Annotated in this window: 15 protein-coding genes and 1 pseudogene; 8 read left to right on the top strand and 8 right to left on the bottom strand. The window is 60.7% G+C overall.

Features of this window, described 5'->3' with window-relative positions:
• Positions 1-118: 118 nt before the first annotated feature.
• On the bottom strand, positions 119-982 hold the full coding sequence (locus tag OK411_RS17240; RefSeq protein WP_016775117.1) for a universal stress protein: 864 nt from the start codon (positions 980-982) through the stop codon (positions 119-121).
• 159 nt (positions 983-1,141) lie between these two features.
• On the opposite strand from OK411_RS17240, the gene OK411_RS17235 reads away from it, so the two are divergent.
• The 3 genes from OK411_RS17235 to OK411_RS17225 all read left to right on the top strand — a co-directional run bounded on the left by OK411_RS17235 (position 1,142) and on the right by OK411_RS17225 (position 3,880).
• Positions 1,142-1,744 (top strand): tRNA-(ms[2]io[6]A)-hydroxylase, encoded by a 603-nt coding sequence (locus OK411_RS17235; RefSeq protein WP_016775115.1) that lies wholly within the window; start codon positions 1,142-1,144, stop codon positions 1,742-1,744.
• A 141-nt stretch (positions 1,745-1,885) separates the two neighbouring features.
• On the top strand, positions 1,886-2,593 hold the full coding sequence (locus tag OK411_RS17230) for a winged helix-turn-helix domain-containing protein (RefSeq protein ID WP_264365426.1): 708 nt from the start codon (positions 1,886-1,888) through the stop codon (positions 2,591-2,593).
• Positions 2,594-3,880 (top strand): ATP-binding protein, encoded by a 1,287-nt coding sequence (locus OK411_RS17225; RefSeq protein ID WP_217878436.1) that lies wholly within the window; start codon positions 2,594-2,596, stop codon positions 3,878-3,880.
• A gap of 99 nt (positions 3,881-3,979) precedes the next feature.
• Here the strand turns inward: OK411_RS17225 and OK411_RS17220 are convergent, their stop codons facing one another.
• On the bottom strand, positions 3,980-4,468 hold the full coding sequence (locus OK411_RS17220; RefSeq protein ID WP_264365425.1) for a GFA family protein: 489 nt from the start codon (positions 4,466-4,468) through the stop codon (positions 3,980-3,982).
• Positions 4,469-4,606: 138 nt separating this feature from the next.
• Between OK411_RS17220 and glsB the strand changes: the two genes are divergently transcribed.
• Positions 4,607-5,515: a glutaminase B gene (gene glsB, locus OK411_RS17215; RefSeq protein ID WP_264365424.1), complete on the top strand. Its 909-nt coding sequence runs from the start codon at positions 4,607-4,609 to the stop codon at positions 5,513-5,515.
• Positions 5,516-5,711: 196 nt separating this feature from the next.
• On the top strand, positions 5,712-7,214 hold the full coding sequence (locus OK411_RS17210) for an aldehyde dehydrogenase family protein (RefSeq protein ID WP_123442229.1): 1,503 nt from the start codon (positions 5,712-5,714) through the stop codon (positions 7,212-7,214).
• A 171-nt stretch (positions 7,215-7,385) separates the two neighbouring features.
• On the opposite strand, the gene OK411_RS17205 is transcribed toward OK411_RS17210, so the two are convergent.
• Together OK411_RS17205 and cynS are read right to left on the bottom strand one after the other, a co-directional pair.
• Positions 7,386-8,045: a carbonic anhydrase gene (locus OK411_RS17205; protein WP_264365423.1), complete on the bottom strand. Its 660-nt coding sequence runs from the start codon at positions 8,043-8,045 to the stop codon at positions 7,386-7,388.
• Positions 8,046-8,103: 58 nt separating this feature from the next.
• Positions 8,104-8,571 (bottom strand): cyanase, encoded by a 468-nt coding sequence (gene cynS, locus OK411_RS17200; RefSeq protein ID WP_024013266.1) that lies wholly within the window; start codon positions 8,569-8,571, stop codon positions 8,104-8,106.
• Between the two features lie 122 nt (positions 8,572-8,693).
• Here cynS and cynR point away from each other — a divergent pair, with 122 nt between their 5' ends.
• Positions 8,694-9,581, top strand: coding sequence for a transcriptional regulator CynR (gene cynR, locus OK411_RS17195; RefSeq protein ID WP_264365422.1), 888 nt, complete (start codon positions 8,694-8,696; stop codon positions 9,579-9,581).
• Between the two features lie 253 nt (positions 9,582-9,834).
• On the opposite strand, the gene OK411_RS17190 is transcribed toward cynR, so the two are convergent.
• Both OK411_RS17190 and OK411_RS17185 read right to left on the bottom strand, forming a co-directional pair.
• Positions 9,835-10,164, bottom strand: coding sequence for a hypothetical protein (locus OK411_RS17190; protein ID WP_041480831.1), 330 nt, complete (start codon positions 10,162-10,164; stop codon positions 9,835-9,837).
• A 543-nt stretch (positions 10,165-10,707) separates the two neighbouring features.
• Entirely contained in the window at positions 10,708-12,651 is a 1,944-nt protein-coding gene (locus OK411_RS17185) for a DNA topoisomerase III (protein WP_264365421.1), read from the bottom strand.
• A gap of 192 nt (positions 12,652-12,843) precedes the next feature.
• On the opposite strand from OK411_RS17185, the pseudogene OK411_RS17180 reads away from it, so the two are divergent.
• A pseudogene (locus OK411_RS17180) lies at positions 12,844-13,205 on the top strand (DUF427 domain-containing protein).
• Between the two features lie 51 nt (positions 13,206-13,256).
• On the opposite strand, the gene OK411_RS17175 reads toward OK411_RS17180, so the two are convergent.
• Together OK411_RS17175 and OK411_RS17170 are read right to left on the bottom strand one after the other, a co-directional pair.
• On the bottom strand, positions 13,257-14,879 hold the full coding sequence (locus tag OK411_RS17175; RefSeq protein WP_024013261.1) for an MFS transporter: 1,623 nt from the start codon (positions 14,877-14,879) through the stop codon (positions 13,257-13,259).
• Positions 14,880-15,011: 132 nt separating this feature from the next.
• On the bottom strand, positions 15,012-16,673 hold the full coding sequence (locus OK411_RS17170; RefSeq protein WP_264365420.1) for a GMC family oxidoreductase: 1,662 nt from the start codon (positions 16,671-16,673) through the stop codon (positions 15,012-15,014).
• Positions 16,674-16,806: 133 nt separating this feature from the next.
• Between OK411_RS17170 and OK411_RS17165 the strand changes: the two genes are divergently transcribed.
• Positions 16,807-17,691: a LysR family transcriptional regulator gene (locus tag OK411_RS17165; RefSeq protein WP_016775104.1), complete on the top strand. Its 885-nt coding sequence runs from the start codon at positions 16,807-16,809 to the stop codon at positions 17,689-17,691.
• Positions 17,692-17,721 lie beyond the last annotated feature (30 nt).

Here is a 17,721-nt window from a genome sequence, read left to right as displayed (position 1 = left end):
GGTTAATCGTCGGCAGCGTCTGATGTGTATAAGAGACAGGGCTCGCTCCCACAGGGAAATGCATTCCAGATGTGGGAGCGAGCCTGCTCGCGAAAGCGCCAGTCAGGCATGGCAATCCTCAGTGTTTTGCCGTCAGTTCCACCAGATGATCCTCAACCTCCTGCGGCTTGAGCACCAGCACATCGCTTTCCAGCGTATCCAGCACCGCTTCAGCGGTATTGCCGATCAGCGCGCCTGACAAACCGCTGCGCGCCACCGTGCCAATTACCGTTACCGCTGCCTGGAGCTTGTGCGCCATGAACGGGATCAGCACATCTGCCGGGCCTTCCTCAACGTGCAGGTGCTCGTCATCGACATCGAACTCCGCCTGAAACGCCCGGCACTGCTCGCGGTATTTGGCTTCTATGGTCGATTTCAGCTGAAACGTCGGGTCTGCCGCCGAGAGCATCGGCGACGGATGCGCGGTAATCACATGCAGGTGCGCTTTGGCCAGACTGGCGATGTCATAGCCGTGATCGATGATGGTGCTGTGCAAATGCCGATGCTCACCGTCGGCATTGCCGACATCGACCGCAGCCAGGATCACTTTGTCCTTCCACGAACCGGCGGTTTTTACCAGCAGCACCGGGGTAGGGCAGTGGCGCAGAAGCTTCCAGTCGGCCGGGGTCAGCAGGGCCTTTTTCAGCGAGCTGTCGGGAAAATGCTGTTTGATCACCAGGCCGCATCCCTCGGCCTGCTGCACATCGATGATGGTTTCGTGCAGGCTCTCGTTCCACGCCTGTTCGGTGGTCACGCTGTAGCCTTCGGCGAGCAATGCCGCCTTGAGCACGCTGAGCAGGCCGGCGTGGTCATGCTTCTTGTCACACACCAGCAGATGCAGATGGGCCTGGGTGACACCGGCGATCAACTTGGCGCGCTTGAGCGCCAGGCTTTCTGCATGTTCAGGTTCGATGACCACCAGAATGCTGCGAATGGCTTGCATGAGCGGAGTCTCCAGCAAAGAAAAGGCACGGCGTTGCACAACTATAGTTGCTACCCGAACGTCTGCGACTTGATGCATATCAACAGCCGCCGCTGGTGGTCTGCGGGCAGGCCGGTATAATCGGCGCCCTTCGCTCGAACACCTTTTACCGTGAGCCCCATGATCCTTCCCGAAATCCACGAATTCCTTGGCTGCCGCACGCCCGACGCCTGGGTCCAGGCGGCACTGGCCGATCAGGAAACCTTGCTGATCGATCACAAGAACTGCGAGTTCAAGGCCGCCAGCACGGCGCTGAGCCTGATTGCCAAGTACCACGCCCATGTCGACCTGATCAACATGATGTCGCGCCTGGCCCGGGAAGAACTGGTGCACCACGAGCAAGTCATGCGCATCATGAAACGGCGCAAGATCGAGCTGCGTCAGCTGCACGCCGGCCGCTACGCCTCGGGCCTGCGCAAGGTGGTGCGCAGCCACGAACCGGTGAAACTGGTGGATACGCTGGTGGTTGGTGCTTTCATCGAAGCGCGCAGTTGCGAACGCTTTGAAGCATTGGTGCCGCATCTGGACGAAGAACTGGGCAAGTTCTATTTCGGTTTGCTGAAAAGCGAGGCGCGGCACTTTCAGGGTTATCTGAAACTGGCCTATCAGTATGGTGATGCCAAGGATGTCGCGCAGGTGATCGAGCGCGTCCGTGCGGCCGAGCAGGAACTGATCGAATCGCCGGACGAGGAATTCCGCTTCCACAGCGGTGTGCCCGCCTGAATTTGTTAAAAACTCTTAAGAGTATGAAACATCACCGAAAACCGGCCCGAGTGGCCGGTTTTTGCTGTCTGCCGTCATCGCCTGTTCGATGAATGCCAGCATAATATCGGCCCTTCCACGTTTGGCTTGGCAACGGTTGTTATGGATAACCTGGGTTTCGGCAAAGTTCTGCTGGTCGAAGACGATGAGCGTCTCGCCGCACTGATCGCACACTTTTTAGAACAACACGGCTACGAGGTGCGCACGGTTCATCGCGGTGATCTGGCCATGGCTGCGTTCCTGGAATTCAAGCCGAAAGTGCTGGTGCTTGACCTGATGTTGCCGGGGCAGAGCGGTTTGCAGGTCTGCCGGGAAATTCGCAGTGTTTCGGACACGCCGATCGTGATCCTCACCGCCAAGGAAGACGATCTCGATCACATTCTCGGTCTGGAGTCCGGCGCTGACGATTACGTGATCAAACCGATCAAACCGCCGGTATTGCTCGCGCGGCTGCGGGCGTTGCAACGGCGGCAGACGCCGGACACCAGCGTGGTCAGTTTCCTCGAGTTCGGGCAATTGAGCATCGATCGCAGTTGCCGGGAAGTGCGCCTGACCGGTGAGCTGATCGAGCTGACCACCATGGAGTTCGAATTGCTCTGGTTGCTCGCCAGCTCGGCGGGCAAGATTCTTTCCCGCGATGACATTCTCAATCGCATGCGCGGCATTGCCTTCGACGGCCTCAATCGCAGCGTCGACGTCTACATCAGCAAATTGCGCAACAAACTCAAGGACAACCCTCGCGAGCCGGTGTGCATCAAGACCGTGTGGGGCAAGGGCTATCTGTTCAATCCGTTCGCGTGGGAGCTGTAGATGCTGCGCTTGTTCCTCGGCCTGTTTCTGGTGATGACGGTGGGTCTGGTGCTGGCCTTGCAGGCGGTCGAGCACACCTTCAACGCGTTGCTCGACAGCCAGACGCAGGATTACAACCGTGAAGCCGTGCGCGGTCAGGCGTGGTCGCTGGTCGATCATCTGCAAGGCCGCCAGGGTGCCGAGCGTGAGCAGAAACTCGATTCATTGCGTGCGCATTACGGTCTGTCGCTGAGTCTGGTCGAGGCCGATCAACTGGCCCTGACACCGCAGGAAAAAGCCGAGCTCGCGCGGAACCTGTTGGTGATCCGCGACGATTACACGCAATTCATCAGCAACATCGATGGTGGCTCGCAGTTGCTCAGCATCAAGCTGCCGCCAGAGCCGAGCCTGATGCCGTTCTACATCACCGCGGCGTACATGATGCTCGCGGTGTTGATCGGCATCGTGCTTTTTTTCTGGGTGCGTCCACACTGGCGCGATCTGGAAAAGCTGCGGCTGGCGGCCGAGCGTTTCGGCGACAACGATCTGTCGGTGCGCATCCAGTTGTCGCGGCGCTCGAACATCCGCGATCTGGCCGAGCACTTCAATCTGATGGCGGCGCGCATCGAGGGCTTGATCGCCAACCAGCGCGAACTGACCAACGCCGTGTCCCACGAATTGCGCACACCGATTGCGCGGCTGTCGTTCGAACTTGATCAGCTCAAACAGCTACCGGACGCCAGCGAGAACCGCGAGCTGATCGCCGACATGTATGCCGACCTTGGTGAGCTGGAGGAGATGGTCTCGGAATTGCTGACCTACGCCAGCCTCGAGCACGGCGCGACAGTGATCAAACGGGAGAATATTCACGCGGCCGATTGGCTAGACAGCGTCGTCGGCAGTGTGGCGCTTGAGGCCGAAGCAGTGGGCGTGCAGTTGTCGATCGCCGGTTGCCAGGTCGACACGGTAAGCATCGAACCGCGCTTCATGGCGCGGGCGGTGATCAACCTTTTGCGCAATGCCATTCGCTATGCCGAACAGCGTGTCGAGGTGTCGCTGCTGCGCAATGGCGATGACTATGAAGTACGGGTCAGCGATGACGGCCCGGGTGTGCCGCTGGAGGGACGGGAGAAAATCTTCGAGCCGTTTTCGCGCCTGGATGCCAGCCGGGATCGGCGCACCGGTGGTTTTGGGTTGGGCCTGGCGCTGGTGCGGCGGGTGTCGCAGTCCCATGGCGGGCAGGTTGAAGTTGGCGATTCGGTGTGGGGTGGGGCGCTGTTCAGGATGACTTGGGCGCATCTGGACTGATTGATATTGCCTGACCCGGCCCCTTCGCAAGCAGGCTCGCTCCCACAGGTAATCGCAATCCAAATGTGGGAGCGAGCCTGCTCGCGAAGGGCGCGGTGTTCAGCGAGTCACACCGAGTCGCTCATGCCGCTGGGCGATCGATTCTTCGGGATATACATCAAACTGCTGATCCTTCGGCTTCGCCTCGACTTCAACCCACGGCGCTTTCGAACCTAGCATCAGATGTGTGCGTTCCGGCGGCACCGGCAGCGGCGTATCGATCGCCGAGGCGAATGGATGAATCAGCTCTGGCCACTCCGGGCTGAACAGCCACAGGCCGCTGCCGCACAGTGAGCAGAAGTGGCGCTCGGCGCTGCTGCGATGGGCGCGTTTATCGCCTTCAGCTTTCATCTTCGCGTGATAGATGCTGATGTTTTTGCGTCCGCGAACCTTGAGAGTGGTCGCGTCGCCGCCAAGGTTGATCGCATAACCGCCGCCGCCCTGGGTCTTGCGGCAGATCGAGCAATAGCAGCGTTGATAGGGATAAGGATGGGCGCTGTCGAGGCTGAACGTGACTTCGCCGCAATGGCAGGAGCCTTCGAGGTGCATGGTGCTCTCCCGTGTCTAATGGTCCGCTTCAGCCTAGAACATTCTGCCTGATGCTTGCCGGTGTGATGCGACCGGCGGGCGCAGCGTCTAGCCCCAGTGTCCCCGCGATCCCATGGGGCGAGACTTTCGGAACCCGGCATGCAAGCGCTGTTGAACGAGATCCTTGACGCGGTCCGGCCCCTTATCGGGCAGGGCAAAGTTGCTGACTATATTCCCGCCCTCGGCACGGTGCCGGCCAACCAGTTGGGCATCGCCGTGTACAGTAACGACGGCGAAATGTATTGCGCCGGCGACGCTGAAACGCCGTTCTCGGTGCAGAGTATTTCCAAGGTATTCAGCCTGGTGCAGGCCATCGATCACTCCGGCGAAGCGATCTGGGAACGGCTTGGCCACGAGCCTTCTGGCCAGCCGTTCAACTCGCTGGTGCAACTGGAATTCGAGCGCGGCCGCCCGCGCAATCCGTTCATCAATGCCGGTGCGCTGGTGATCTGCGACATCAACCAGTCGCGCTTCGCCGCGCCGACACTGTCGATGCGCGACTTCGTCCGGCGTCTGTCCGGCAACCCGCAAATCATGATCGACGGCAAGGTCGCCGACTCCGAATACCAGCACCGCGCGCGCAATGCGGCGATGGCGTATTTGATGCAGTCTTTCGGCAACTTTCACAACGATGTCGAAACGGTGTTGCGCAGCTATTTCAGCCACTGCGCGCTGCGCATGAACTGCATCGATCTGGCCCGGGCGTTCTGCTTTCTGGCCAATGACGGGTTCTGCAAGCACAGCGGCGAGCAGATCCTGACGCGCCGCCAGACCCAGCAGGTCAACTCGATCATGGCCACCAGCGGTTTGTACGACGAGGCGGGCAATTTCGCCTATCGCGTCGGCCTGCCGGGCAAGAGCGGGGTCGGCGGCGGCATCGTTGCGGTGGTGCCGGGGCAGTTCAGCGTGTGCGTGTGGTCGCCGGAGCTGAATGCGGCCGGCAACTCGCTGGCGGGGATGGCGGCGCTGGAACTGCTGAGCTCGCGGATTGGCTGGTCGGTGTTCTGACCCACCGGAACACCACATGACCCTGTGGGAGCTGGCTTGTCAGCGATGAGGCCCTGTCAGTCACTATAAATTTGCCTGAACCACCGCTATCGCTGGCAAGCCAGCTCCCACAGGTTTCTTTAGTGTTTGAGGAGGTGTATTTCAGCCAGTAATCCGCTACATTTTCCGGCCGCCCTCTGCATGGTGAATCCGCTTCATGTCTCTTGCGCTCGAACGTCTAGTCGCTGGCACGCCGATCCCTTTCGCTGGTAACCGCGTCACCGTGGTCAGCCCCGAACTGGCCGCGCGGTTTCAGCCCGGTGACCATCTGCTGGTCGAGCAGGTCAGTGGCGAGTTGTTGCTGATCCCCGTGGCTGATCAACAGGCCGCCTCGGTGGCAATCGAGCGTGCGGCTGCGGCATTCACAGCGTTGTCGGCGGTGTCCGATGAAGCCATCAGCCGGTTCTTCGATCTGTTTGCTCAGCGCCTGGAAAGTCCTGAATGCTGGACGCAGATCGAAGCCGCCAACCGCGCCGACATCGAACGGGCCAAGGCGCGCGGTCGCTCGACCACACGCTTGCTCGCTGATGAACGCATGCGCCGCGACATGATCGCCGGGCTGCGCGCCTGGCGTGATGCGCCACCGACCCGGGGCAAAGTGATCAGCAGTGTCGAGCACGATGGCTGGAAGGTTGAGCAAGTGGTCTCGCCGCTGGGCATCGTCGCGTTTGTCTTCGAAGGCCGACCCAACGTATTTGCCGACGCCGCCGGGGTGTTGCGCACCGGTAATACGGCTGTGCTGCGCATCGGCAGCGATGCGTTGGGCACTGCGCAAGCCATCGTCACTCACGCCTTGAACCCGGCGCTGGCCGAAGCCGGTTTGCCGGTGGGGGCGGTGTCGTTGGTCGAAAGTGTCAATCATGCTGCCGGTTGGGCGATGTTTGCCGATCGGCGTCTGTCGCTGGCGGTGGCGCGCGGCTCGGGCCGTGCGGTCAGTCAGTTGGGCAGCATTGCTCAGCAGGCCGGCACTGCCGTCAGCCTGCACGGCACCGGCGGCGCGTGGCTGATCGCCGACCGTGACGCCGACGCCACTCGCTTCGCGGCAGTGGTGCGCAACTCGCTGGACCGCAAGGTCTGCAACACCCTGAACGTCTGCCTGATTCAGCGCGAACGCGCCGATGAGCTGGTGCCGCTGTTCCTCGATGCCTTGAAAGACGCCGGTACTGCGCGCGGCCAAGGCTGCAAATTGCACATCGTCGCGGGCAGTGAAAGTTGCCTGCCAAGCGAATGGCAGAACGCAACGGTCGAGGTTTATCGCGCCGAGGGTTACCAGACCGAAGCGCTGGCCGAGTCTTTGCCCGAGTCGGAGCTGGGTCGCGAGTGGGAATGGGAAGAAACCCCGGAAGTCAGCCTGATGATTGTCGACGATCTGGATCAGGCGATTGCGCTCTTCAACCGCTACAGCCCGCAATTCACCGTGTCGTTGATCAGCGAGGCGGCGGCGGTTCAGGAACGTTTCTACAACGCGGTGAATGCCCCGTTCGTAGGCAACGGCATCACCCGTTGGGTCGATGGCCAGTACGCGTTGAACAAGCCTGAGCTGGGTCTTTCGAACTGGGAGAGCGGGCGCCTGTTTGCGCGCAGCGCGATTCTTTCCGGCGATGGCGTGTTTACCGTGCGTAGCCGGATGACTCAGGTTGATCTCACGGTGAAACGCTGACTTGAAACCCGGACCGTGCCGTGTAGGAGCTGCCGAAGGCTGCGATCTTTTGATCTGATCGTTCCCACGCTCCGCGTGGGAATGCCTCTAGGGACGCTCCGCGTCCAGTGACGCAGAGCGTCACGGGCTGCGTTCCCACGCGGAGCGTGGGAACGATCATCGGCCGGGGCGTCAGGCTGCGTTGGAAGTCTTAGCGCTGATCGCGCAAGTCTCAGGCCGCTCGACCAGCGGCACAAAGGTGCGGCGATCGGAAGAGAGCGCGTCGATCGAACCGGTTTCGATGTCATACACCCAGCCATGCAGATTCAGCCGCCCTTGCTCCTGGGCCAGGCGAACGCTCGGATGGGTCTGAATATTTGCCAGTTGCGCAATCACGTTCTCGCGCACCATCGAGCTCAATTTCGCCGCGTCGCTGCCATGCGCGCGCGCTTCGTTCATTACCTTCGCCGACTCGGCATGCTGCAGCCAGCCGCTGACGGCGGGCAGGTGATCCATGCATTTGCACTGGGCAATCGCCGTCATTGCGCCGCAATCGGAGTGGCCGCAAATCACGATATCGGTTACCCCCAGTACCGCCACCGCATACTCCACCGTCGCCGAGACCCCGCCCGGATGCGGGCTGTAGGAGGGCACGATATTGCCGGCGTTACGGATCACGAACAGTTCGCCGGGCTCTTGCTGGGTCAGCAGCTCAGGCACCACGCGACTGTCGGAACAGGTGATGAACAGCGTGCCGGGTTGCTGAGTCGTGGCCAGATGTTTGAACAGTTCGCTGCGTTGCGGGAAGGCTTCGTTCTGGAATTTCAGGAAGCCGTCGATCAGGGCTTTCATGGGCGTGTCCTCGTGGCAGAAATGAGATGGCCCGCACGCAGGATGCGGGCCGGGCGCATCAGAACGGACGCAGCGGCAGGAACTTGCCGTCGAGGGTCACCACGGCGCGGGAGCCGCCTTCCGGGTCTTCGACTTTCTTGATGTCCAGTTTGAAGTTGATCGCACTGATGATGCCGTCACCGAACTGTTCATGAACCAGCGCTTTCAGCGTGGTGCCGTAGATCTGGATCATTTCGTAAAAACGGTAGATGGTCGGATCGGTCGGCACGCCGCTGAGGCTGCCACGCAAAGGAATGATCTGCAGAGCGGCGACGTCATCGGCGTTGAGGTCAAGCTTGTCGCCGACCACTCGAGCAGCGTTTTCCGGCAGCGGATGCTGGCCGAGCAGGGCGGCGGTGACGTAGGCCAGGCTGAGGCCGGTGCCGTCAGCAAGATCCTGCCACGACAGATCTTTTTTCGCCTTGGCGTCGAGAACGCGGGTAGTCAGGGCGAGGCTGTTGTCGTTGTAGGCGTGGGACTGTTGCATGGTGTCACTCCTTTCAGGGGTTGGCTTGCTGTGTGTGGAAGCAATGTTGCGCCGGTCGATTCATAGCGTCCAAGATCGATATACAATGCTTCGCATAAGCCCTGCCTATAGATGGTGTCCTCATGCTGTTGCGACATTTGCGTTATTTGCTCGCCGTTGCCGATCACGGTGGCTTCACCCGCGCCGCCGAAGCGCTGCACGTGTCGCAGCCGACCCTGTCGCAACAGATCCGGCAATTGGAAGAGACCCTCGGCGTGAGCCTGTTCGATCGCACCTCACGCACGGTGAAGCCGACGGATGCCGGCGTGGCTTACATCGAGTGCGCGCGGCGCGTGCTGGTGGAGCTGGAGGCCGGGCAGCGCGCCTTGCACGACGTGAAGGACTTGTCCCGCGGCACCCTGCGCCTGGCGATGACGCCGACGTTCATGGCGTATCTGGTCGGGCCACTGGTGCGCGACTACGGGGCACGGTTTCCCGGGATTCATCTGGAGATCTTCGAGTTGTCGATGGACGACATCGAGGCCGGGCTGGCGGATGACTCGCTGGATGTCGCGATCGCGTTTACCCCGGTGCGCAATGCCGATATCGAATGCATACCGGCGTTTACCGAGACGCTGGGGATCATGGTCGGGCCTGGGCATCCGCTCTATGACAGCCCTTCGGTGTTGACGTCGACGGAATTGGCTTCAATGGACTTCGCCTTGCTGGCGCCGGGCTTCATTACGCGGTTATTGGTGGATGAGTATTTCCGTGAGCAGGGGATTACGCCGCAGGTGCGGATTGAAGTGAATTCGGTGAGTACGCTGCTGGAAGTGGTGCGGCATGCGCCGCTGGCGACCATGCTGCCCGAGGCGATTGCCAGCGAAGACCGCGCATTGCGCCGCTTGCGGGTCGAAGGCGAGGCGCCACAGCGTGGCGCGGCGTTGTTGCGGCGCAGAAATAATTATCACGGTGCGGCGGCGTTGGCGTTTGTGGAGCTGGTGCTCGGCATGAAAAGCCCCTCACCCTAACCCTCTCCCAGCGGGAGAGGGGACTGACCGAGGTGTTTGGTCAAGTTACTCCGACCTGAACGAGCTTCGTTGACTCATAATCGCCACGGTCATTCAGGTCTACGGTTGAGCTGAGGCAACTCGGTCGGCTCCCTCTCCCTCGGGAGAGGGCTGGGGTGAGGGGCGACGGGGGCACTCACGCCGCAAAACTCAAAAGAACAACAAAGGGCCTGCTCCCAATCGGAAGCAGGCCCTTAGTTAAACAACCTACAACTCAATACAACCGATCAATCACCCGAACTTCATTCTGATTCTGCATCGAATCCCACGCCTGTTTCAGCGTCTGCAGCACACTGCCAATGAAGTCCTTGTCGGCCGCAGCCTTCTTGCCGACATAACCGTGGCCGCGGCGGTACATCTTCAGGCGGGCCAGCAGGTTCTGGTGGTTGCGGTCGAATTCCTCTTCGCCAGCGTGAGGCGACAGGCAGTCAATGTGTACCTGCCCAGACTTGCTGATCCAGAGAATATGGCTGTCGTGGCTGTCTTTCTGCGCCGCGAACATACGCGCCAGTTCTTCGATGGTGGGTTGATTGTTCAGATTCATTGTTATGCCCCTTGACCAGTCTGGTGATCTTTCAAAGTTGATTCGCTAATACAGGTAGCCCATCGGTTAGTTGATCCCTGGCACCGAAACCAGGACGTCAGCGCTCGCCCGTATGAAGTACGGGGTCATGCATCTGTTGCATGTAGTCGTGTTGAATAACTGCTACGCAATAGCGTCACAACGAGGAGAAGCAGCGAAAACCGGGAGGCTCCTTGACGACAATCCAGTGTCGGCCACAAGGCGTCTTGAGAATTTTCGCCAGCGCTTCTCGTCCTTGTACTGGACGTTCAGGCCAGGTCAGCTTCTTCAATCTGCCTTGTGGGCAGCGTGTATCCGGAAAAAACAACTCGGCGGTCAGACGAGTTTGCTCAAGCGTGTTACCAGTGCTCCCGATCGGGGAACGTCTTCATCATGCAAAAGCAAAACGATGCCGTCAACGGTTTTGTAGTGATTATTTTCAAGCACTACATATTGTCGGACAAAGCTGTTTTGGAATGAGAAAAGATCCGTTTCAGCAACGTAGAGAAGGGAACCTCAAGGGATTCATCGAGTCGCCGGTCGCGCCGTGCGTTTGCGCGTACCGGCGGTTTTGCTGGCCGTCGACTTGCGCTTTTTCTTCCACGGCGCTGCGGCTTTGCCGGCTGGCGGCGGGCCGCTGATGGTCAGGCTGAGAGCTGAGCAGCGGCTGACCTGCTTGCTCATCCACGCGGCCTGTTTGGTGACGAATTCTTCCAGACTCATCTCGCCGCTCTGCACCATGTCCAGCGCCTGTTCCCAGATCGCCGTAGTGCCAGGATCGGCGATCGCGCGCGGCACCGCATCGATCAGGCTGAACGCCGCAGGTGTCGCCGCCAGCGCCTTGCCGTTCTTCACCAGATAACCACGATCCAGCAGCCCTTGGATGATCGATGCGCGGGTAGCTTCGGTGCCGATGCCGGTGGTGTCCTTGAGTTTCTGTTTGAGCAGCGGGTCCTCGACAAGTTTGGCGACGTTCTTCATCGCCTTGATCAGATCGCCTTCGGTGTAGGGTTTTGGCGGTTGCGTCCAAAGATCCTTGAGATTCACCTTTGCCACAGCGCATTCGACGCCCTGGCTGAGGGTCGGCAAGGTTTGCGGCGCGGGGGCTTCGCGGCCCTTGGCCGGGGCCAATGCCTCTGGCAGTGCACGCTTCCAGCCCGCTTCGATGATCTGCTTGCCCACCGCGCGCAGGGCCTGCCCGTTGCAGTCGAAATCGGCCTGGGTGCGATCATATTCGTGATTGGGCAGGAACTGCGCCAGGTAGCGCGCGCGAATCAACGTGTACACCGCGCGATGTTTGCCGGTCAGGCGTTCAAGATTCTTCGCGGCGATGGTGGGAATGATGCCGTGGTGAGCGCTGACCTTGGCGTCATTCCAGGCTCGCGAGCGCCGCTGCGGTTCGAGAAAACCCTGCAACACTTCAAGGCTCGGATCGGCCTGACGCAATGCGGTGAGGATCGATGGCGCCTCACTGTGTTGGCTCAACGGCAGAAAGCCGCAATCACTGCGCGGATAGGTGATGACTTTGTAGGTTTCGTAAAGGGCCTGTGCGATGTCGAGGGTCTCCTGCGCGCCAAGGCCAAGCTTTTTCGAGCAGACTTCCTGCAAGGTGCCGAGATCAAAGGGCAGGGGCGCCACTTCGCGCATGCGCTCGGTTTTCAGCTTGATCACCCGTGCGCTGTCTGCACTGCTGATCGCCGCCGCTGTTTGTTGCGCCAACGCCTGATTCAGGCAGCGATCCTGATCATCACAAGCGTCCGCTGGTGCGCGCCATTGCGCGGTAAACGCCGTGCCGTTGTGCAGCAAATCCACGTCGATTGCCCAGAACGGTACGGGGACGAAATCGGCGATGCTGCGGTCGCGATCGACCACCAATCGCAGGGTCGGCGTCTGTACTCGTCCTACCGGCAACACGCCCTGATAACCCGATTGACGGCCCAGCAAGGTGAACAACCGGCTCATGTTCATGCCGATCAGCCAGTCCGCCCGCGAACGGCCCAGCGCCGAGTGATACAGGCTGAAGGTTTCGGCTCCCGGTTTCAGCGCGGCCAAGGCCTTGCGAATCGATGCCTCGTCCAGCGCCGACAGCCACAAGCGGCGGATCGGCCCGCGATAGCGGCAGTGCTCGACCAGTTCCCGGGCGATCATCTCGCCCTCACGGTCGGCGTCGGTGGCGATGATCAGTTCGCTGGCCTCGCCAAGCAGACGCTTCACCGCTTTATACTGGTTGGCGGTGCGCGGCTTGACGGTCATTTTCCATTTGTCGGGAATGATCGGCAGATCGGCCAGCACCCAGCGCTTGTAGCGCGCGTCGTAGGCGTCCGGCGGCGCTGTTTCGAGCAAATGGCCGATGCACCAGGTCACTGTGACGTCCGTTCCCAACCAGCAGCCGTCGCCGCGCCGTTTGGCGCCGAGCACGGCCGCAATGTCTTTGGCCTGGGAAGGTTTTTCACAGAGGTACAGCCGCATAGCTACCATCGCTGGTTGGTGTGTGGAGAGGGCACAGAATGGCGGGAGTTCGCGGCGGGAGCAACTTTTATCTGTATGGATATACAGATAAAAGCGTTGCAGGAGGTTTAGCCGTTCGGCCGTAATCCAGTCGAACTGCGCAACCATCAGCTATACCTGAACCGGTCTCTTCGCTGTGCTCAGGAGAACCTCATGAAAAGCCCCAGTCCCGTGATCAGCCTGGAACAACTTGCCGGGTGCCTGCTGGTGAAGTTCCACGGCATCCAGGTCGCCGCGTCCTCCCACGCGCTGATCCTCAATGAGGCCAACTATCCGCCGGTGTACTACATCCCGCGCGAAGACATCGACGAAAAATACTTCGCCCGCACCGACACACCAGCTATTGCCCGTACAAGGGCGACGCCAACTATTTCAGCCTGCAAGTGCCCGGACATGAGGGTGCCAACGCGGTGTGGACGTACGAAAACCCGAAGGTCTCCGTCGCACCGATCCGCGACTACGTGGCGTTTTATCCGGACCAGGTGAAATTCGAAGTGATCAAGGCGGACGCCTGAGCAAAAAATGGCGAGAGAATCGCTTCCCTCGCCATTGTGGCAGCGGGTTTTTCAGTTCTTGTCGAGATCGATATTCTTCGTCTCACGCAGACAGATCATCCCCACCACCAGGCTCACCCCGGTGATCAGCACCGGATACCACAGCCCGTAGAAAATATCCCCGGTGTACACCACCAGCGCGAACGACACGGTGGGCAGGAAGCCGCCAAACCAGCCGTTGCCGATGTGATAGGGCAGCGACATCGAGGTGTAGCGAATGCGGGTCGGGAACAGTTCGACCATCAACGCCGCCAGCGGGCCGTAGCACATGGCCGAGATGATGATCAGCGCGACGATCAGGGCGACGATCATCGGTTTGTTGATCTGCTGCATATCGGCTTGTTGCGGGTAGCCGGCGAGGGTGATCGCGCCGCGCAGTGCCGCCTCATCGAAACCATCCAGCTTCACGTCGCCGACACTCACTTGCACGGCGCTGCCCGCAGGCGCAGCGACGCTGGAGTAGGGCAGGCCTTGTTTGACCAGGAAGGTCTTGACCTTGTCGCAGGGGCTGTCGAATTTAGCCTTGCCCACCGGATCGAACTGGAAGGTGCAAGTGGCGGGGTCGGCGAGGACGGTGATCGGTGCCTGACGGCTGGCCTGATCGATCGCCGGGTTGGCGTAGTGGGCCAGGGATTTGAAGATCGGGAAGTACAGCGCGGTGGCCAGCAGCAGGCCGAGCATCAGCACCGGTTTACGCCCGACCTTGTCCGACAGCCAGCCGAAAAAGATAAAGAACGGCGCGCCGATCACCACGCTGATGATCAGCAGACTGTTGGCCACCGCCGGGTCCATTTTCAGGAACTGGGTGAGGAAGAACAGCACATAGAACTGCGCGGCGTAGAAGGTCACTGCTTGCCCGGCGTTGATGCTGAACAGCGCGATCAGCACTACTTTGAGGTTTTCCCATTTGCCGAAGGATTCGCGGATCGGTGCCTTCGAGGTTTTGCCTTCTTCCTTCATTTTCAGATAGGCCGGCGACTCGTGCAGGCTCAGGCGAATCCAGGTGGAAATACCCAACAGGACGATCGACAGCAGGAACGGAATGCGCCAGCCCCACACCTCAAACTGGTCGCCGGTGAAGTAGCGGCAACCGAGCACTACCAGCAGCGAGAGCAGCAGGCCGAGGGTCGCGGTGGATTGAATCCAGCTGGTGTGGAAGCCGCGTTTGCCGATGGGCGCGTGCTCGGCCACGTAGGTCGCCGCACCACCGTATTCGCCACCGAGCGCCAGGCCCTGAAGCATGCGCAGCACCACCAGAATGATCGGCGCGGCGATGCCGATGCTGGCGTAGGTCGGCAGCAGGCCGACGCAGAACGTCGCCACGCCCATCAGAATGATCGTCGCCAGAAAGGTGTATTTGCGTCCGATCATGTCACCCAGACGGCCGAACACCAACGCGCCGAACGGCCGTACGATGAAGCCGGCGGCGAATGCCATCAGCGCGAAGATGAATGCCGTGGTGTCGTTGACCCCGGCGAAAAACTGCTTGCTGATCACCGCCGCGAGGGCGCCGTAGAGGAAGAAGTCATACCACTCGAACACCGTCCCGAGTGATGAAGCGAAGATGACTTTCTGCGTGGCGTTGCTGGTCTCGGCGCTGCCCGCAGCGTCCAGCGGCTGAACGTGTTCTGACATATCGGTATCCCTCACAGTGATTGTTTTTGTTGTTCCACTGGTGTTGCGTGTCCGGTAATGCGCGATGCCTGAGTCTGGTGGTAATTCCTGTGGGAGCGAGCCTGCTCGCGAAAGCTTTTTGTCAGTCAACTTCTAGGCTGAGTGAGCTACCGCATTCGCGAGCAGGCTCGCTCCCACAGGGGAGATATCTGCGGATCTGGACAAAATCAGTTGTGCCGCCTTCTCGGCAATCATCAGCGTAGGCGAACAGGTATTGCCCGAGGTAATTCTCGGCATGATCGACGCATCGGCAACGCGCAGACCCGGCACGCCATGCACGCGCAATTGCGCATCGACCACCGCGTCACCGTCGTTGCCCATGCGACAGGTGCCGACCGGATGGAAAATCGTCGTGCCGATTTTCGCCGCCGCTTCATGCAATTGTTCTTCGCTTTGCAAGCTGTCGCCGGGCAGGTATTCCACCGGTTTGAACGCTTGCAGGGCAGGGGCGCTGACGATGCGCCGGGTCAGGCGAATCGCATCGGCGGCGACACGCAGGTCTTCTGGATGGCTGAGGTAATTGGGCTGAATCAGCGGCGCCGCTTGCGGATCGGCGGAGCGAATCTCGATGCGCCCACGGCTCTGCGGGCGCAGGTCGCACACCGAGGCGGTGAACGCCGGGAAGCTGTGCAACGGCTCGCCAAAGCGCTCCAGCGACAGCGGTTGCACGTGATATTGCAGGTTCGCCGAGGTTTGCTCAGGACCGGAGCGGGCAAACGCGCCCAACTGACTCGGCGCCATCGACAACGGCCCGCTGCGATCGTACAGATAACGCAGGCCCATGCCCATCTTGCCCCACACGCTGCCGGCGATCTGGTTCAGGGTACGGGCGTTTTCCAGCTTGTAGATCAGGCGCAGTTGCAGGTGATCCTGCAGATTGCCGCCGACCCCCGGCAGCTCATGAATCACGCCTATCCCTAAGCGTTCGAGCAGCGGCCGCGGACCGATGCCGGAGCGCTGCAGAATGCTCGGCGAGCCGACCGAGCCGGCGCACAAAACAATCTCCTTGCGCGCCTTGAACTGTCTGGTCTGGCCTTCATGCTGCGCGCTGACTTTCGCCGCGCGGCCGTCCTCCAGCAACACACGATCAACCTCGACGCCGGTCAGCACGGTCAGGTTCGCCCGGCTGCGCAGCGGTTTCAAAAAGGCCTTGGCCGCGTTCCAGCGCACCCCGGCTTTCTGGTTGACCTGAAAGTAGCCGCAGCCCTCGTTGTCGCCCTGGTTGAAGTCATTGATGCTGGCGATGCCGCTTTGCTCGGCGGCGCTGCGAAAGGCATCCAGAATCGGCCACGACAGGCGCTGCTGTTCGACCCGCCATTCACCCTGATCGCCATGAAATTCAGCGCCGCCGGCAAAGTGGTTTTCGCTCTGTTTGAACAGCGGCAGCACGTCTTTCCAGGCCCAGCCCGGATTGCCGGCGGCCGCCCAGCCGTCATAGTCGCCGGCCTGGCCGCGCATGTAGATCATGCCGTTGATCGACGAACAGCCGCCCAGCACCTTGCCGCGCGGATAGCTCAGCGCGCGACCGTTGAGGCCCGGTTGTTGTTCGGTTTTGAAGCACCAGTCGGTGCGCGGGTTACCGATGCAGAACAGGTAACCCACAGGAATATGAATCCAGGCGTAGTTGTCGCGTCCGCCGGCTTCGAGCAGCAACACCCGTTGCTGTGGATCCGCTGAGAGCCGGTTGGCCAGCAAGCAACCGGCGGGGCCGGCGCCGACCACGATGTAGTCGAATTCATCCAGGGACGTGTGCATGCCCTGACCTCGCTTTTTGTTTTTATTGTCGGACACTCTAGTTGTTAGCTTTCGTTAAAAGAATGTTAGTTTTTGCGCAGCCGCTGTGCGTTTTCAAACAGCCCGAAGTGACGACAGCTGACAAGGACCTGCCATGTTCGACTGGAACGACCTGCGCTTTTTTCTCGAGCTGCAACGCAGCGGCCGCCTGCTCACCGCCGCGCGCCGGCTCAACACCACCCACGCGACGGTGGCGCGGCATATTGAATCGATCGAGAAAAGCCTCGGCACGGCGCTGTTCGTCCAGCACGCCCAAGGCTATGAAATGACCCCGGCGGGAGAGGCCCTGCTCAAGCACGCCGAGGCGATGGAAAACGTCGCGCTGCTGGCGCAGGAAGAAATCACCCAGTCCACCGCGCCGCTGGGCAAGATCCGTGTCGGCGTCACCGAAGGCCTTGGCATCAAATTCCTCGCCAGTCGCATGATCGGTCTGTTCGAGCGCTATCCCGGGCTGGAAGTGGAACTGGTTGCCGTACCGCGCTTTGTCAGCATCCTCAACCGCGAAGCGGAAATCAGCATCCACCTCGAACGGCCATCCGCCGACATGCTGGTCACGCGCAAACTCACCGACTATCGACTCGCGTTGTATGCCAGCCAAACCTACCTCGACAACGCACCGCCGCTGCACAGCCGTGAAGATCTGGGCCGGCATGCGTGGATCGGTTACGTTGACGACCTGCTGTTCAGTCAGGAACTGATGTTCCTCAACAGCTTCTGCCGTAGCCCGCGCGTGGTGTTTCACAGCACCAGCGTCATTGCCCAACAGGAAGCGGCGCGCTCGGGATTGGGCATCGCCGTGCTGCCGTGTTACATGGCCGCGTCCGACCCGGATCTGGTGGCGCTGTTGCCGGATGAAAGCATCGAGCGCAGCTACTGGATCAGCACCCGCCGGGAGCTGCATAAATCGGTGCGGCTGCGGGTGGTCTGGGATTATGTGGTGGGGTTGTGTGAGGCCGAGCAGGGGCTGTTGCGCGGTTAAACCTGCCGCATCCAAATCCCCCTGTGGGAG

The sequence above is a fragment of the Pseudomonas sp. RG1 genome, from assembly GCF_025910115.1.
Lineage (GTDB): Bacteria > Pseudomonadota > Gammaproteobacteria > Pseudomonadales > Pseudomonadaceae > Aquipseudomonas > Aquipseudomonas atacamensis.
Note: the sequence above shows the minus strand (reverse complement) of the source record. Positions and strands in the feature narration are given on the sequence as shown.

What these genes read in the sequence shown, in the direction of transcription:
- OK411_RS17240 (WP_016775117.1), bottom strand. Translation starts at nt 982, where the DNA reads ATGCAAGCCATTCGCAGCATTCTGGTGGTCATCGAACCTGAACATGCA.
- OK411_RS17235 (WP_016775115.1), top strand. Translation starts at nt 1,142, where the DNA reads ATGATCCTTCCCGAAATCCACGAATTCCTTGGCTGCCGCACGCCCGAC.
- OK411_RS17230 (WP_264365426.1), top strand. Translation starts at nt 1,886, where the DNA reads ATGGATAACCTGGGTTTCGGCAAAGTTCTGCTGGTCGAAGACGATGAG.
- OK411_RS17225 (WP_217878436.1), top strand. Translation starts at nt 2,594, where the DNA reads ATGCTGCGCTTGTTCCTCGGCCTGTTTCTGGTGATGACGGTGGGTCTG.
- OK411_RS17220 (WP_264365425.1), bottom strand. Translation starts at nt 4,468, where the DNA reads ATGCACCTCGAAGGCTCCTGCCATTGCGGCGAAGTCACGTTCAGCCTC.
- glsB (WP_264365424.1), top strand. Translation starts at nt 4,607, where the DNA reads ATGCAAGCGCTGTTGAACGAGATCCTTGACGCGGTCCGGCCCCTTATC.
- OK411_RS17210 (WP_123442229.1), top strand. Translation starts at nt 5,712, where the DNA reads ATGTCTCTTGCGCTCGAACGTCTAGTCGCTGGCACGCCGATCCCTTTC.
- OK411_RS17205 (WP_264365423.1), bottom strand. Translation starts at nt 8,045, where the DNA reads ATGAAAGCCCTGATCGACGGCTTCCTGAAATTCCAGAACGAAGCCTTC.
- cynS (WP_024013266.1), bottom strand. Translation starts at nt 8,571, where the DNA reads ATGCAACAGTCCCACGCCTACAACGACAACAGCCTCGCCCTGACTACC.
- cynR (WP_264365422.1), top strand. Translation starts at nt 8,694, where the DNA reads ATGCTGTTGCGACATTTGCGTTATTTGCTCGCCGTTGCCGATCACGGT.
- OK411_RS17190 (WP_041480831.1), bottom strand. Translation starts at nt 10,164, where the DNA reads ATGAATCTGAACAATCAACCCACCATCGAAGAACTGGCGCGTATGTTC.
- OK411_RS17185 (WP_264365421.1), bottom strand. Translation starts at nt 12,651, where the DNA reads ATGCGGCTGTACCTCTGTGAAAAACCTTCCCAGGCCAAAGACATTGCG.
- OK411_RS17175 (WP_024013261.1), bottom strand. Translation starts at nt 14,879, where the DNA reads ATGTCAGAACACGTTCAGCCGCTGGACGCTGCGGGCAGCGCCGAGACC.
- OK411_RS17170 (WP_264365420.1), bottom strand. Translation starts at nt 16,673, where the DNA reads ATGCACACGTCCCTGGATGAATTCGACTACATCGTGGTCGGCGCCGGC.
- OK411_RS17165 (WP_016775104.1), top strand. Translation starts at nt 16,807, where the DNA reads ATGTTCGACTGGAACGACCTGCGCTTTTTTCTCGAGCTGCAACGCAGC.